The sequence below is a fragment of the Nonomuraea terrae genome (genome assembly GCF_044465245.1).
Classification (GTDB): Bacteria; Actinomycetota; Actinomycetes; order Streptosporangiales; family Streptosporangiaceae; genus Nonomuraea; species Nonomuraea terrae.
Genome location: NZ_JBITLL010000003.1, coordinates 773,556 through 787,417 on the forward strand (window position 1 = coordinate 773,556; position 13,862 = coordinate 787,417).

13 protein-coding genes are annotated in these 13,862 nt (G+C 71.1%); 7 read left to right on the top strand and 6 right to left on the bottom strand.

Annotated features, from left to right (window positions below):
* Nucleotides 1-31: 31 nt before the first annotated feature.
* From ACIBP6_RS16050 to ACIBP6_RS16060, 3 genes are all read left to right on the top strand, one after another.
* Nucleotides 32-886 carry an oxidoreductase gene (locus tag ACIBP6_RS16050; protein WP_397052758.1) on the top strand — a complete coding sequence of 285 codons (855 nt, stop codon included), beginning with the start codon at nucleotides 32-34 and terminating at the stop codon, nucleotides 884-886.
* 47 nt (nucleotides 887-933) lie between these two features.
* Complete coding sequence (locus ACIBP6_RS16055; RefSeq protein WP_397052760.1) at nucleotides 934-2,352, top strand: MFS transporter; 1,419 nt, start codon at nucleotides 934-936, stop codon at nucleotides 2,350-2,352.
* Nucleotides 2,353-2,607: 255 nt separating this feature from the next.
* A complete protein-coding gene (locus ACIBP6_RS16060; RefSeq protein WP_397052762.1) occupies nucleotides 2,608-3,726 on the top strand; it encodes an L-dopachrome tautomerase-related protein in 1,119 nt (372 codons plus the stop codon).
* A 164-nt stretch (nucleotides 3,727-3,890) separates the two neighbouring features.
* Here ACIBP6_RS16060 and ACIBP6_RS16065 read toward each other — a convergent pair whose 3' ends face one another.
* Complete coding sequence (locus tag ACIBP6_RS16065; protein ID WP_397052764.1) at nucleotides 3,891-5,120, bottom strand: cytochrome P450; 1,230 nt, start codon at nucleotides 5,118-5,120, stop codon at nucleotides 3,891-3,893.
* A gap of 167 nt (nucleotides 5,121-5,287) precedes the next feature.
* Here ACIBP6_RS16065 and ACIBP6_RS16070 point away from each other — a divergent pair, with 167 nt between their 5' ends.
* Entirely contained in the window at nucleotides 5,288-6,667 is a 1,380-nt protein-coding gene (locus ACIBP6_RS16070; protein WP_397052766.1) for an FG-GAP-like repeat-containing protein, read from the top strand.
* 10 nt (nucleotides 6,668-6,677) lie between these two features.
* Here the strand turns inward: ACIBP6_RS16070 and ACIBP6_RS16075 are convergent, their stop codons facing one another.
* Nucleotides 6,678-7,340: a TetR/AcrR family transcriptional regulator gene (locus tag ACIBP6_RS16075; protein ID WP_397052768.1), complete on the bottom strand. Its 663-nt coding sequence runs from the start codon at nucleotides 7,338-7,340 to the stop codon at nucleotides 6,678-6,680.
* A 103-nt stretch (nucleotides 7,341-7,443) separates the two neighbouring features.
* Here ACIBP6_RS16075 and ACIBP6_RS16080 point away from each other — a divergent pair, with 103 nt between their 5' ends.
* Nucleotides 7,444-8,652, top strand: a complete 1,209-nt coding sequence (locus ACIBP6_RS16080) for a cytochrome P450 (RefSeq protein WP_397052770.1) — start codon at nucleotides 7,444-7,446, stop codon at nucleotides 8,650-8,652.
* Nucleotides 8,653-8,658: 6 nt separating this feature from the next.
* On the opposite strand, the gene ACIBP6_RS16085 is transcribed toward ACIBP6_RS16080, so the two are convergent.
* From ACIBP6_RS16085 to ACIBP6_RS16095, 3 genes are all read right to left on the bottom strand, one after another.
* Nucleotides 8,659-10,203 (bottom strand): alkaline phosphatase D family protein, encoded by a 1,545-nt coding sequence (locus ACIBP6_RS16085; protein ID WP_397052772.1) that lies wholly within the window; start codon nucleotides 10,201-10,203, stop codon nucleotides 8,659-8,661.
* Nucleotides 10,204-10,347: 144 nt separating this feature from the next.
* The gene (locus tag ACIBP6_RS16090) at nucleotides 10,348-10,926 is read right to left on the bottom strand and encodes an HAD family hydrolase (RefSeq protein WP_397052774.1); all 579 of its coding nucleotides are present in this window, start codon (nucleotides 10,924-10,926) and stop codon (nucleotides 10,348-10,350) included.
* Nucleotides 10,923-11,738, bottom strand: coding sequence for a hypothetical protein (locus ACIBP6_RS16095; protein ID WP_397052776.1), 816 nt, complete (start codon nucleotides 11,736-11,738; stop codon nucleotides 10,923-10,925). Before ACIBP6_RS16095 ends, ACIBP6_RS16090 begins: the two co-directional genes overlap by 4 nt.
* Nucleotides 11,739-11,894: 156 nt before the next feature.
* Between ACIBP6_RS16095 and arfB the strand changes: the two genes are divergently transcribed.
* A complete protein-coding gene (arfB, locus tag ACIBP6_RS16100) occupies nucleotides 11,895-12,302 on the top strand; it encodes an alternative ribosome rescue aminoacyl-tRNA hydrolase ArfB (RefSeq protein WP_397052778.1) in 408 nt (135 codons plus the stop codon).
* Nucleotides 12,303-12,356: 54 nt separating this feature from the next.
* Here arfB and ACIBP6_RS16105 read toward each other — a convergent pair whose 3' ends face one another.
* Nucleotides 12,357-12,797, bottom strand: a complete 441-nt coding sequence (locus tag ACIBP6_RS16105) for an NUDIX domain-containing protein (RefSeq protein WP_397052780.1) — start codon at nucleotides 12,795-12,797, stop codon at nucleotides 12,357-12,359.
* 77 nt (nucleotides 12,798-12,874) lie between these two features.
* Between ACIBP6_RS16105 and ACIBP6_RS16110 the strand changes: the two genes are divergently transcribed.
* Complete coding sequence (locus ACIBP6_RS16110; RefSeq protein ID WP_397052782.1) at nucleotides 12,875-13,804, top strand: acyl-ACP desaturase; 930 nt, start codon at nucleotides 12,875-12,877, stop codon at nucleotides 13,802-13,804.
* Nucleotides 13,805-13,862: the final 58 nt, after the last annotated feature.

The following is a 13,862-nucleotide window of genomic DNA, read 5'->3' on the forward strand; positions in this document are numbered from 1 at the left end:
CCGGGCCCGCCCGACCGGCGAGGCTGACGGCATGACGAACAACGTGTTCCCGATCGGCGGAGATCTGCCCGTGCGCCGGCTCGGTTTCGGAGCCATGCGCCTGGCCCGCGGCTCGCTCACCGGGCCCGCCCGCGACCCCGAGGTCGGGATCGCCGTGCTGCGCAGGGCCGTCGAGCTCGGCGCCGACCACATCGACACCGCCTGGTTCTACCGGCGCGGTGACGTGGCCTCCAACGACCTGATCCGCAAGGCGCTGCATCCTTACCCCGACGGCCTGGTGATCGCCACGAAGGTGGGGCCGGTGCTGGACGAGCGCGGCATCCCGAGCCTGCAGGCGAGGCCGGACCAGCTGCGCGCCCTCGTCGAGGACAACCTGACCAGCCTCGGGCTGGACCGGCTGGATTTGGTCTACCTGCGGGCCGGGGCGATGGCCGGGCCGGGCGGCGAGTCGATCGGCGAGCGCTTCGCCGCCCTCGCCGAGCTCCGCGACGAGGGGCTGATCCGCCATCTCGGCGTGAGCAACGTCGACGCCGCCCAGCTCGCCGAGGCCCGCGCGATCGCCCCGGTGGCGGCCGTGCAGAACGCCTTCCACGTGCAGGATCGCGGGTCGGCCTCGCTGGTGGAGGAGTGCGCCACGGCCGGGATCGCGTTCGTGCCGTTCTTCCCGCTGGGCGGCGGCCGCACCCCGATCGACCACGCCCGCCTGGAGCGGGTCGCGGAACGGCGCCGGGCGACGACGACGCAGGTGGCGCTCGCCTGGCTGCTCGCCGTCTCCCCGGCGATCCTGGCGATCCCCGGAACGGGCTCGGTCGAGCACCTGGAGGAGAACATGGGGGCGGCCGGCCTGCACCTCACCGACGAGGATCTGTCCGGCCTCGAGTCCTGACCCGCCCCCCTGCGGGCGGTACGGGAGGCGATGACAGGATGGCCTCCATGGCAGATCCCCCGGAAGAGGTCCGCGCCGACGGGCACGTCATGCTGAAGTCGGCGCGCGGCCGGTGGATCCTGGCGGCGACCGTGCTCGGCTCCGGGCTGGCGCTGCTCGACAGCACCGTGGTGAACGTGGCGCTGCCGTTCCTCGGGCGGGAACTGGAGGCCGACATGGCCGGCCTGCAGTGGACGATCAACGCCTACACCCTGACCCTCGCCGGGCTGATCCTGCTGGGCGGCTCCCTCGGCGACCGCTACGGCCGGCGCAACGTCTTCCTCGTGGGCGTCGTCTGGTTCGCCATCGCCTCGGCCTTGTGCGGGCTGTCGCCGAACATCGAGTTCCTCGTCGCGGCCCGCGCCCTTCAGGGCGTCGGCGGGGCACTGCTCACGCCGGGCTCGCTCGCCCTCATCCAGGCGTCGTTCGTCCGGCACGACCGGCCGAGGGCCGTGGGCGTGTGGTCGGGGCTCGGCGGCGTGGCCAGCGCGGTCGGTCCGCTGCTGGGCGGCTGGCTGGTGCAGACGGCCGGGTGGCGGTGGGCGTTCCTGATCAACCTGCCGTTCGCGGTGGTCATCGTGGTGCTGACGCTGCGGCACGTACCGGAGAGCAGGGACGAGCAGGCGGCGGGACGTTTCGACGTGCTGGGCGCGGCCCTGGCGGCGCTGGCCCTGGCGGGCATCACGTACGGGCTCATCCAGCAGGGCGCGCCCGTGCCGCTGCTGGTCGGTCTGGCGCTCGCGGCGGCGTTCGTGGTGACGCAGGTGCGCAGGTCGCCGGACGCGCTGGTGCCGGTGGAGATCTTCCGCGACCGGGTCTTCACGGCGGTGAACGTGGTGACGCTGATCATGTACGCGGCCATGGGCGTGGTGTTCTTCCTGCTGGTCGTGCAGCTGCAGGTGGTCTCCGGCTTCTCCCCCATCGCGGCCGGGATGGCGATGCTGCCGACGACGGTCCTGATGTTGCTGCTGTCGGCCCGGGCCGGCGAGCTGGCCCGGCGCGTCGGCCCGCGCCTGCTCATGACGATCGGCATCCTCGTGGCGGGCGTGGGATTCCTGCTGATGAGCACGATCGGCGCCGGATCGTCGTACGCGCTGCACGTGATCCCCGCGGTGTCCGTCTTCGGGCTGGGGCTGTCGGCGGCGGTCGCGCCGCTGACGGCGACCGTGCTGGCCACGGCCGACGAGCGGCACGCGGGCACGGCCAGCGGCGTCAACAACGCGGTCGCCCGCACCGGCAGCCTGCTGGCCGTGGCCGCCGTGCCGCCGCTGGTCGGGCTGGTGGGCGACGCCTTCCAGAACCCCGCGGTGTTCGGGGCGGGCTACCGGACGGCGATGCTGGTCAGCGCCGGGATGATGGCGGTCGCGGCGCTGATCACGTTCGTCACGATCAGGACGAACGTGCTGGCTGGCGGTGACGACGACTAGGGCGACGCCGGGGTGGATCGCCATTTCGTCGCCTGGTGGGTGCAATGACCTGCCGCGAACCCGCGTGATCTCTGCTGGGGAGGGGAAGGCCCTGCGTGAATCTCTGGATCGCGGTTCACGTCAGGGGCGCAGGAGCCGTCATCCACGTCTCACCTGATGGACGTGGGTCGCCTTCCGTGCCGCGTGTCGCCCCCAAGACTCCGCGGACGCTCCGCGGCGGAGTGCGACTCGTCCCGAGCAAGGGGGAACGGTGTCATGACGGCAAACGACCATGAGGACATCGGAGAGCAGACCGACCAGCCGTTCGGCCTGCTGGAGCTGGTGCACGCCTTCAAGGAAGGCCCGATGCCGACCGGCGTCACTGTGTCGCACACTGGCCGGATCTTCGTCAACTACCCGCTGTGGGGTGACGACGTCGCCGCCACCGTGGCCGAGCTGCGTGACGGCAAGGCCGTGCCGTTCCCGGGCCAGGCGTGGAACGCCAGGTCCGGCGACCTGGTCAAGCGGCTGGTGTCGGTGCAGAGCGTGGTGGTCGATCCAGCCGACCGTCTGTGGATCCTGGACACCGGCAGTCCACTGTTCAAGCCGACCGAACCGGGCGGCCCCAAGCTGGTCTGCGTGGACCTGCGGAGCGACACCGTGGTTCGGGTGATCGCCTTCGAACCCGACGTGGCGCTCAGCACCTCCTACCTCAACGACGTCCGCTTCGACCTGCGCAAGGCGGCCGAGGGCGTCGCCTACATCACCGACTCCTCCGGCAACGGTCCCAACGCCATCGTCGTGGTGGACCTGGCGACCGGACAGGCATGGCGACGACTGAACGACCACCCCAGCACCAAGGCGGAAAGGCCGCCCGGCTACCTGCCGATGGTTGAGGGCCGCGTCTTCATGGAACGCCCGAAGGACGGCCCGCCCAAGCCGGTCCTGATGGGCGCCGACGGCATCGCCGTCTCGGCCGACGGCGAACGGCTGTTCTACTGCCCGCTCATGTCGCGGCACCTGTACAGCGTGTCGGCTGACGCCCTGGCCGACCGCTCGGTCAGCGAGGAGGAGGTGGCGGCCACAGTCACGGACGAAGGAGACAAGGGCGGCTCGGCCGATGGCCTGGAGACCGACGACGCCGGACGCGTCTACATCACGAACTGGGAGCACAACGCCATCATGCGCCGCCTCCCGGACGGAACCTTCGAGACTCTCGTGCACGACCCGAGACTGCTGTGGCCCGACACGATGTCGGTCACCCAGAGCCATCTTTACGTCACCTCCAACCAGCTCCACCGGCAGGCGGCTTACCAGAACGGGCAAGACCTGCGCCGCTACCCCTACGCCCTGTTTCGCACACCCATCGACGCCGGCCCCGTTCGGCTGCTCTGAACGACGACCATGCCCACCGCTTCCTGGACCGACCTGCTGCGCTGCTGACCGGCCGCGGAAGAGAGCACCACGGGCGGATCCTGCGCGAGGTGGCTGCCTGGCCGACGCGGGAGCGTCGAAGGCCCTGCTCGACGCCCGGTGTCCGGGGTCGGTGCAGGTGCCGATCAGAACGTGAAGGGCTGGCTGCGCACGCTGTTGTCGAAGTTCGACAGCAGCAGCTCGGGCTCGCCGACGGAGCGGACGCCGGGCATCCGGGTCAGCAGCTCGCGGAACATCGTGCGCATCTCCTGCCTGGCCAGGTTGGCGCCCAGGCAGAAGTGGGGGCCCGGCCCGCCGAACCCGACATGCGGCTTGGTGTCGCGGGTGATGTCGAACGCGTCGGCGTCAGGGAAGACCGACTCGTCGCGGTTGGCGGAGCCGTAGAAGAGCACGACCTTGTCGCCCTTCTTCAGCTCCAGGCCGCGCAGCGAGTGGTCCTGCGTGACCGTGCGCCGGAACTGCATGATCGGCGAGACGTGGCGGACCATCTCCTCGATGGCGTTGTTGATGTGGGCGTCGAAGTCGCTCATCAGCAGCTCGCGCTGCGCCGGGTTGTCGGTGAGCAGCTTGATGCCGTGGGCCATCGTGTTGCGCGCCGTCTCGTTGCCCGCCACCAGCAGCAACGAGAAGAACGACCCGAGCTCCTTGTCGGTCAGCTTCTCGCCGTCGGGGTTGGCGGTGACCAACAGCGAGACCAGGTCGCCCTTGGGGGCGGCGGCGCGCTCGTGGCCGAGCTTGATCACCATGCGCTGCAGGGCGAGCAGGGCCAGCATGTTCTGCCCGGCCATCTGGACGCTGCGGGCCAGGCTCGGCCGGACGCCGGTGTAGGCGGTGGAGATGTCGACGTGCCGGTGGACCTGCTCGCGCAGCTCCTGCGGGATGTCGAGCATGTCGCAGATGACGTGGATGGGCAGGCGGGCGGCGACCTGGGCGACGAAGTCGCGCGGCCCGTCCTTGATCACGTCGTCGACGATGCGGGCGCAGGCGGCCTCGATGTCGCCCTGCAGGTTGGCCAGCATCTTCGGGCTGAACGAGCGGGTGACGATGCGGCGCAGGCGGGCGTGGCGCGGATCGTCCATGTTGACCATCGACTCGCCGAAGACCTGCTTGACCCACCCCGGCGGCTCCGGGTTGGTGACGGCCGGCTCGCTGGAGAACACCTTGGCGTTACGGCTGGCCTCGACCACGTCGGCATGCCGGACGAGGGCGTAGAAACCCTTGCCGGAGCGGAGGAACGGCACTTTCTTCTCGGGGAAGAACACCGGATGCTCCAGCTCACGCAGCCGGGCGAACGCCTCGTTCCGCTCCTTGAGCGGCTTACGCCAGAAGTCGAGATCAGCGAGGTCGATGTCCACCCGTCTATCCTGGCACGCTCCCGCACCCGGGAAGTCCGGCGTGCGCGGCCCTCCCAGCTCCGGAGTACGTGATCAATCCGGCGCGGAGCGTGATGTGCATCCGGACCTCCTGGCGTGTTCTCGTGCCGTTCAGTCACGGTTCGACCTGACTGGTCATTACTGCGGGTATGAAAGTGCTGCTCACCGCCTGCCTGCTGCTCCCCCTGGCCTGCGGTACGACGCCCGCGGCGGCCTCCTCGTGCGCTGGGCGGCCGCTCGACTTCGACGGCGACGGCCGGGCCGACCTCGCGATCGCGGCGCCGTACGACCGCTCCCGGGCCGGCACGGTGACCGTGCTGTACGGCTCCGGGAAGAAGACCGTGCTCACGCAGCCGGGTGCGGAGAAGGGCGACTCGTTCGGCTCGGCGCTGGCCGTGGGCGACTTCGACGGCGACCGGTGCGCGGACCTGGCCGTGGGGGTGTCGGAGGAGTTCACCGGGGAGCGGACCGCGGGCGCCGACGGGAACGGGGTCGTGCAGATCTACGACGGCTCGCCGGACGGGCTCGTCGCCGGGCGGGAACTGCGGCTGCCGAAGCCGTCCAGTGACCGGTTCGGCGCCTCGCTGGCGGCGGGCGACTTCGACGACGACGGCCGGGACGAGCTGGCCGTGGGGGCGCCCGGCCGGGGAGCCGGCGGGTCCGTGACCGTGTACTGGATGAAGGGCCGCAAGCCGTACGAGATCACGCAGAAGACGTCGTGGGTGCGGCAGGCGGCGAGCGTCACCGACCAGTGGGGGGCGGCGCTGGCCACCGGGGACTTCGACGGTGACGGCCGGGACGAGCTCGCCGTCGGCGCGCCCTCCGACACCGTGGCGAAGGACGGGCAGGGCTCGGTCACCGTGATCGACGTGCGGCGCAAGCGGGCGCGGCAGTTCACGCAGAGCTCGCCGGGGATCGCGGGGGCCGCCGAGAAGTGGGACGGGTTCGGCTCCGCCCTGGCCACCGGCGACTTCAACGGCGACCGCCGGGCCGACCTGGCCGTCGGCGTGCCGGGCGAGGGCATCACCGCGAACCAGCGGGCCATGGACTACGGCGACGGGATGGTGCACGTCCTGTACGGCTCCCGGAGCGGGGTCGGCGGCGGTGGCGCGGAGGCGTGGTCGCAGAACACCCTGGACGGGCGGCCCCGCTACTTCGACCGGCTCGGGGCGTCGCTGGCGGCCGGCGACCTCAACGGCGACGGGCTCGACGAGCTCGCCGTCGGCGTCCCCGGCGAGAACAGCGTCCAGGTGCTGACCGGCCGCCCGTCCGGCGGCCTGACGCGGCAGGGCAACCTGCTGGTCAAGGGCCGCGGCCGCGACTTCGGCGCCTCGGTGGCGGTCGTCCCGGACTGGCGCGCCCGCCACCGCCCCCTGTCCAGGCGACGCCCCCTGTACGGCCTGGTGGCCGCCTCCCCCGAGCAGGGCGTCGTCATGTTCACCCCGGGCCGCCGCGAGCCCGGCCTCACCCTCGACAAGTTCCGGCCCCTCACGACCGGCACCGGCCTCTTCGGCTACACCATCAGCTGACCCAGGCGGGCTACTCCGCCGTCTTGAGGTGGCGGTCCAGCTCCTCGAGGGTCATCGGCGGCCGGCGCAGCGGCTCGGCGGCGTCCAGCGCGGTGGCCTGGAGGCCGCCGAGGAACAGCTCCAGCTGCCGGAGCGTCACCAGCTCGTTCAGTTCGGCGCTGATGACGGGCAGCGGGCGAGACAGCTTGATGATGCCGGCCAGGAGATCGATGGGGCCGATCCCCTGACGGAGCCGGCCCTCCCGCTGCGCGCAGTGGACGAGCCGCTCCAACCGCTCGAAGATCCGGTCGCGACTCGCCTTGAGTTCTCCTCCTTCGCCGCGCATGTCCTCCTCGAGGCTTGAGGCCAGTATCGGCATGAAGACGCCGACCCGAAGCTCCACCATGCGGCGCAGGAGCCGCGCCAGCGCGCCCCAGGCGTCGGAGTGCGCGGCGGTCGCGCGGTCCAGCTCCTCACTCACCCGTGCCAGGTTGTCCAGGGCGACCTGGCGGACGAGCGTGTGGCGGTCCGGGAACCGCCGGTAGAGGGTGGCGATGCCGACGCCCGCGCGACGCGCGATCTCCTCCAGCGACGCGTGGACGCCCTGCTCGAGGAAGACCTCGCGGGCCGCGGTGATGATCTGCTCGCGGTTGCGGCGGGCGTCCGCCCGCAACCGGGTCGTGCTCTCGGTCAACCGGTACCCATCTCCTCGGATATGGAGGGAACCCCTTCGGTTGTGTTAGCGTACCGCTCAGCAGAAAGTGAAGGGTTTTCCTCCACTTATTAAGGAGTGGCCGATGTCCCAGACCACGACTCCGGACAGCTGGAGCTTCCCGGCCCAGCGCCAGTGCCCGTTCGCTCCACCGCCGCGGTACGACACGCTGCGCGCCGAGGAGCCCGTCTCCAAGGTGCGGCTGCCCACCGGCGCCACCGCCTGGCTGGTGACCCGGTACGACGACGTCAGGACCGTGCTGAGCAGCCCGGTGTTCAGCGCCGACGGCACCCGCCCCGGCTTCCCCACGCTCCTGCCGGGGCAGGCGCAGATCCTGCGGCGCCCGCCGTTCATCCGGATGGACCCGCCGCAGCACACCTTCTACCGGCGCATGCTCATCCAGGAGTTCACCCTCAAGCGCATCAGGACGATGCGGCCCGGCATCCAGGCCACCGTGGACCGGCTGCTCGACGACCTGCTCGCGCAGACCCCGCCGGTGGACCTGGTCGAGGCGTTCGCGCTCCCCGTGCCGTCGCTGGTGATCTGTCACCTGCTCGGTGTGCCCTACGACGACCACGCGTTCTTCCAGAGCAGGAGCAAGGTCGCGGTGTCACGGGCGACCACCGCGGAACAGTTCGCGACCGCGTTGGGTGAGCTACGCGCCTACATGGACGGGCTGATCACCCGCAAGCAGCGGGAGCCCGGCGACGACCTGCTGAGCAAGCTGGTCACCGAGCACCTGGAGCCCGCCGGCGAGCTCTGCCGGGAAGATCTGCTGATGATGTGCCTGATGCTGCTCAACGCGGGGCACGAGACCACCGCCAACATGATCTCGCTCGGCGTCGTGGCGCTGCTGGAGCATCCCGACCAGCTCGCCGCGCTCCGGTCGGACCCCGAGCTGCTTCCTGACACCATCGAGGAGCTGCTGCGCTACCTCAGCATCGCCGACCTCGTCACCGCCCGGATCGCGGCCGAGGACACCGAGCTCCGCGGCACGGCGATCCGCGCCGGTGAGGGGGTCATCGCCCTGCTGGCCGCGGCCAACTGGGACCCCGGAGTGTTCCCTGAGCCCGGGCGGCTCGACGTCCACCGCGGCGACCGGCACCACGTCGGCTTCGGCTACGGCGTGCACCAGTGCCTCGGGCAGAACCTCGCCCGGCTGGAGCTGGAGATCGTGTTCTCCACCCTGTTCGCGCGCATCCCCACCCTGCGGGTCGCCGTGCCGGTGGACGAGCTGCCCTACAAAGACGAGGGGTTGCTCTTCGGCCTGCACGAGCTGCCCGTCACCTGGTAGGCGGACTCAGCCCGGCCGGTGGGGGGCGCTCAGGGCGCCGGCCGAGGTGGTGGCGGGGATGGTGAGGCGGTGGGAGGTCGTGGCGGGGGCGCCACGGCGGGAGATGTAGTCGAGGGTGCGGTAGTCCACCGTGAGGTCGTCGCGGGTCACGCGGGCGATCAAGTAGCCGCGGCGCTGGTCGATGTAGGAGATGTGCGGGTTCTCCTGGAGCGCTTCGGCGATGAAGGTCTTGTCGCGGTAGCCGTCGCCGTCGCTGCTGATGGACGTGGCCACGACCTCGTTGGCCACCACCGGCGAGTCGGGGTCGTCGAAGTCGGTCTTGAGTTCGGCGGCGTGGTGCATGTGCACGTCGCCGGTCAGCACCACGGGGTTCGCCGTCCGGGCCAACGCCCCGAGCACGCGCGTGCGCTCGCCGGCGTAGCCGTCCCAGGAGTCGAGGTTGACCTCGCGGCCGGGCCCGACCTTGAAGTCGCGCTGCGCCATGAGGATCTGCTGCCCGAGCAGGTTCCAGCGGGTTTCGGAGGCGCTCAGGCCGCTCTCCAGCCAGCGCCACTGGTCCTCCCCGAGCAGCGTGCGGCGCTCGTCGAGCCGGTCGTCGCAGCCGGCCCGCACACCGTCGCTGCACGCCTGGTCGTCGCGGAACTGCCGGGTGTCCAGCAGGTGGAAGCGGGCCAGCGTGCCCCAGGAGACGCGCCGGTTCACCCGTAGTGACGCCCCGTGGAGGGCGGCGCGGCGCAGCGGCATGTTCTCGTAGTACGCGCGGAACGCCTCCGCGCGGCGGCGGGCGAAGGCGGGCGCGTCCGTGCTGGAGTGGGAGCCGGCCCAGTTGTTCTCCACCTCGTGGTCGTCGAAGAGCGCGAGCCAGGGCGCCACCCGGTGGGCGGCCTGCAGGTCGCGGTCGCTCTTGTACTGGGCGTGCCGAAGCCGGTAGTCGGCCAGCGTCCGGCACGTGCCGGGCGTGTGGGTGCGCACGCGCCGCCCGAGCGCCGTGTACCCGCTGGGGGCGTACTCGTACAGGTAGTCCCCGAGGAAGACCACCAGGTCGGGCTCCTGCTCGGCCAGGCGGCGGTAGGCGGTGTAGTAGCCGTGCTCGAAGTGCGCGCACGCCGCCACCGCGAACGTCAGCGGCGTCTCCCCCGTCGGCGTCGTCCGGGTGCGGCCGCTCGGCGAAAGCCGCCCTTCGCCGCGGAACCGGTAGAAGTACTCGCGCCCCGGCTGCAGCCCTTCGAGCTCGACGTGGACGCTGTGCGCGGCGGAGGCCCGCGCGGTGGCCGTACCGGATCTGACGATCTTGGAGAAGCGCTCGTCGGCGGAGACCTGCCAGTCCACCTCCACGTCGCGGGACGGCATGCCGCCGCGGCCGTCGTCGCTGAGCGGGTCGACGGCCAGCCGGGTCCACAGGACGAAGCCGTCGGCGGAGGGGTCTCCGGAGGCGACGCCGAGCGTGAACGGGTCGGATCTGAGGGTTCTGGAGGAGGCGGACGCCGGTGCGGCCGCGTGGGGAACGAGGAGGCCGGCTGTCGCCGCTGTCAGGAAGGCTCTGCGGTCCACGCTCCCAGGTATCGCCCGCCGGGTTGACTCCGCCGTGACAGCGGCGTCAAGGGCGGATGAACAGCGTCGGTCGTCCTGTCCGCGCAGTTCATCCGGGAGATCACCCGTTCGTACGTTTCCATGAACCCGTTCATGAACGCGCGGTCAGGACAGGGCGGCGCGCAGGTCGGCGGCGCCGGTGAAGAGCACGCCGGTCATGCCCGCGCGTTCGGCGCCCTCGACGTTCTCCAGGCGGTCGTCGATGAAGACGATGTCAGCGGGGTCGGCGCCGAGCGCCCTGGCCGTCTCGTCGTAGATCTCCTTGCCGGGTTTGACCAGGCCCAGGCGTCCGCTGTAGAAGCGGTGGCCGATCGCGGCGATCCAGGGCAGCTGGTCGAGGCCCTCGCCGACGCAGACGGGCGCGTTGGACAGCAGCGCCACCTCGCGCCCGGCCGCGATCAGCTCGCCGAGCAGCTCGACCGTGCCCTCGTCGGGGTGAGCCCAGCTGGCGACGTCCATGGCGACCAGGCGGGCGACCTCGGTGTGGGTGACGGGCCGGCCGAGCACCGCCGCCCAGTAGGCGTGCGGGGTCAGGGCGCCCGCGTCGAACTCCAGCCGGTGCTCCCAGTACCGGCTCATGAACGCCTCCGGCTCGGCGCCCACGACGCGCGCCATGGCCTCGGCGTCGGAGTCGGGCTGGGGAAGGGAGAGAACACCGCCGTAGTCGAAAACAGTCCACGTCATGGCACGAATGGTCGCAGATGCGGGCCGAGGGCGGGACAGCCGAGGTACTTCTGCGCGGTGTGGAAGTCGATCCAGTCGAGGTTGACCAGCTCCTCGGCGTCGACGCCGGTGAAGCTGCCGGCCAGTGCGGGCGGGATGGCGGCGATGTCGTCCTTGTCGGCGATGTTGACCCAGCGCCCGACGCCCGGGGGCCGCTCGCCGCGACCGTTGACCGGGGCGGGCAGGAGGCGCTCGAAGACGACGTCTCGCATGCCGAGCGGGCTGCCGAGCGTGACCAGGAGGTCGACGCGCAGGTCGGGGTCGGCCCACAGCGCCTCGTACGCGACGACGCTGCCGAGCGAGTGGGCGATCACGACCTTGGCGCCGTTCCGCCTGATGGTCTCGGCCACGGCGCGGCGGCACTTCTCGCGCCTGCCCTGGTCGGTGAGGTAGGACGCCACCTCAGGGGCGAACAGCGCGGCGAACGCCGCCGACCTCTCGTCGAGCTTGTCGAGCAGCCAGCCGGTGAACGTCCTGAGCGCGCCCGTGACGTGCTCGCCGAGGCCGAGGTTCCCGGCCCAGCCGGCCAGCACGGCCTCGGCCTGCACGTCCATGGCGGCCGGGGTCGCGGTGGCGTCCTCGCCGCCGTCGTTCAGGTGGTGGGAGAAGTAGGCGATCTCGGCGAAGTACGGCCGCGTCTCTCCGCCGAGGCAGGCGTGCAGGTAGCGGTCCCATTTGCGCCGCATGGCCTCAGCCGCCCCCGTCGCCGAGCGCCCGGCCCTCAGGTAGTAGTCGTACTTGCCGATCCCGTGCACGCCGACGATGACGGCCACCGCGCCTCCCCACCCCCGCGATCTCTTCCGCGCGATACTGGCATATGCCGCGCGCGATCAGCCGTCAAGCGGTGGGAAATGCCGTTGCGGGAGGCATACCGCCCCCATATACGGTGACATGTCGTAAGTAGAGGCACGTTTCGAGGAGTTGCACCCATGCCCGGCCCGCTGGTCGTCAACGACTCGGTCGTCATTCCCGACGCCGAGCTCGTCTGGCGTTTCTCCCGTTCGTCGGGGCCGGGAGGGCAGGGCGTCAACACCACCGACAGCCGCGTGGAGCTCTCCTTCGACGTGGCCGCGAGCACGGCCCTGCCGCCGGCGCTCAAAGCGCGCGCCCTCGACCGCCTCGGCTCCGGCACGATCACGATCGCCGCCTCGGAGTACCGCTCCCAGCTGCGCAACCGCGAGGCGGCCGAGCACCGCCTGGCGCAACGGCTGCGCGAGGCCATCGCCCCGCCGCCCAAGCGCCGCCGCCCCACCAAGCCCAGCCGGGGCGCGGTCGAGCGCCGCATCGCCGCCAAGAAGCACCGCTCCGACCTCAAACGACAGCGCCGCGAGCCCTGAGACGCGAACCCCTGAGACGCTGAGCGCCAGCCGATGAGCGCCAGCGGGTGAACGCTAGAGGATGAGCCGGGGCAGCGACGCGACGCTGCCGGACAGGTAGCCTGCCACCGCCCGCGGCACCAGATTCCTGGACGTGATCTCCGTCTGCTCCAGCCGTACGCGCTCGACCTCGTACAGGCCGCGCGACGGGTCGTCGAATTCCGGGCCGTTCCGCAGCGCCGGGTCCATCGACACCAGCCGGCACCCGAACAGGTGCTGCGTTTTCACCTCGCCCAGGCACGGGTACGACACGCTCGCCAGCGGCGTCACCGCGCGGACCGTCGCGCCGAGCTCTTCGAGCAGTTCCCGGTGCAGGGTGTCCTCCAGTGAGCCGTCCGCCGGCTCGACGTGCCCGCCGGGCACGGTCCAGTAGAGGTCGCGTCCCGGCACCGTACGGCGGAACAGAATGAGACGCTCGTCGTGATCGAGCAGGACACCCCGGACACTGGGTCGCATACATCCACCCTATTTGACCGGTATGTCCTTCGGGTAGCCTAACCTACGGTACCGTAACCTGAAGGAGAAGATCTTTTATGGCGATGACTCAGACGGAGCTGCTGCACGAGCTGGAGCCCGTGGTCGCCGGGGAGCTGAACCGCCACGAGAAGATGGCCAAGGAGTGGTTCCCGCACGAGTACATCCCGTGGAGCCAGGGCCGCGACTTCGACGGCATCTACGGGGGCGAGGCGTGGCAGGAGAGCGACTCCACGATTCCCGAGGCCGCGCGCGTGTCGCTCATCGTCAACCTCCTCACCGAGGACAACCTGCCCAGCTACCACCACGAGATCGCGACCACGTTCGGGCGCGACGGCGCCTGGGGGACGTGGGTCCACCGGTGGACCGCCGAGGAGGACCGCCACGGCACCGCACTGCGCGACTACCTCACCGTCACCCGCGCCGTGGACCCGGTCGCGCTGGAGCGCGCCCGCATGCACCACATGGAGCAGGGCTTCGTCACCGCGTACGGCACCATGCTGCAGCAGCTGGCCTACGTCTCCTTCCAGGAGCTGGCCACCCGCATCTCACACCGCAACACCGGCATGGCCTCCGGCGACGAGGGCTGCGAGCGGCTGCTCGCCCGCATCGCCGCCGACGAGAACCTGCACATGCTCTTCTACCGCAACCTGCTCAAGGCGGCCTTCGAGCTCGAGCCCAACCAGACCATGCGGGCGGTGACCGACGTCGTCACCACCTTCCAGATGCCCGGCACGGGCATGGAGGGCTTCGCCCGCAAGGCCATGATCATCGCGCACGAGGGCATCTACGACCTGCGTCTCCACCTCGACGACGTGCTCATGCCGGTGCTGCGGCAGTGGGCGGTCTTCGACAAGACCGGGCTGGACGCCGAGGGCGAGAAGGCACGCGATGAGCTGTCGGCGTTCCTGGAGAAGACCGACGCCACGGCCGCGAGGTTCGTCGAACGCCGCGAGGAGCGCCGCGCCCGCATCGCCGCCCGCGGCTAGCCACCCGCACGCCTGTCGGCCCGCCCCCGGGGCCGGCAGGCGGCGGACGACGCGCTAG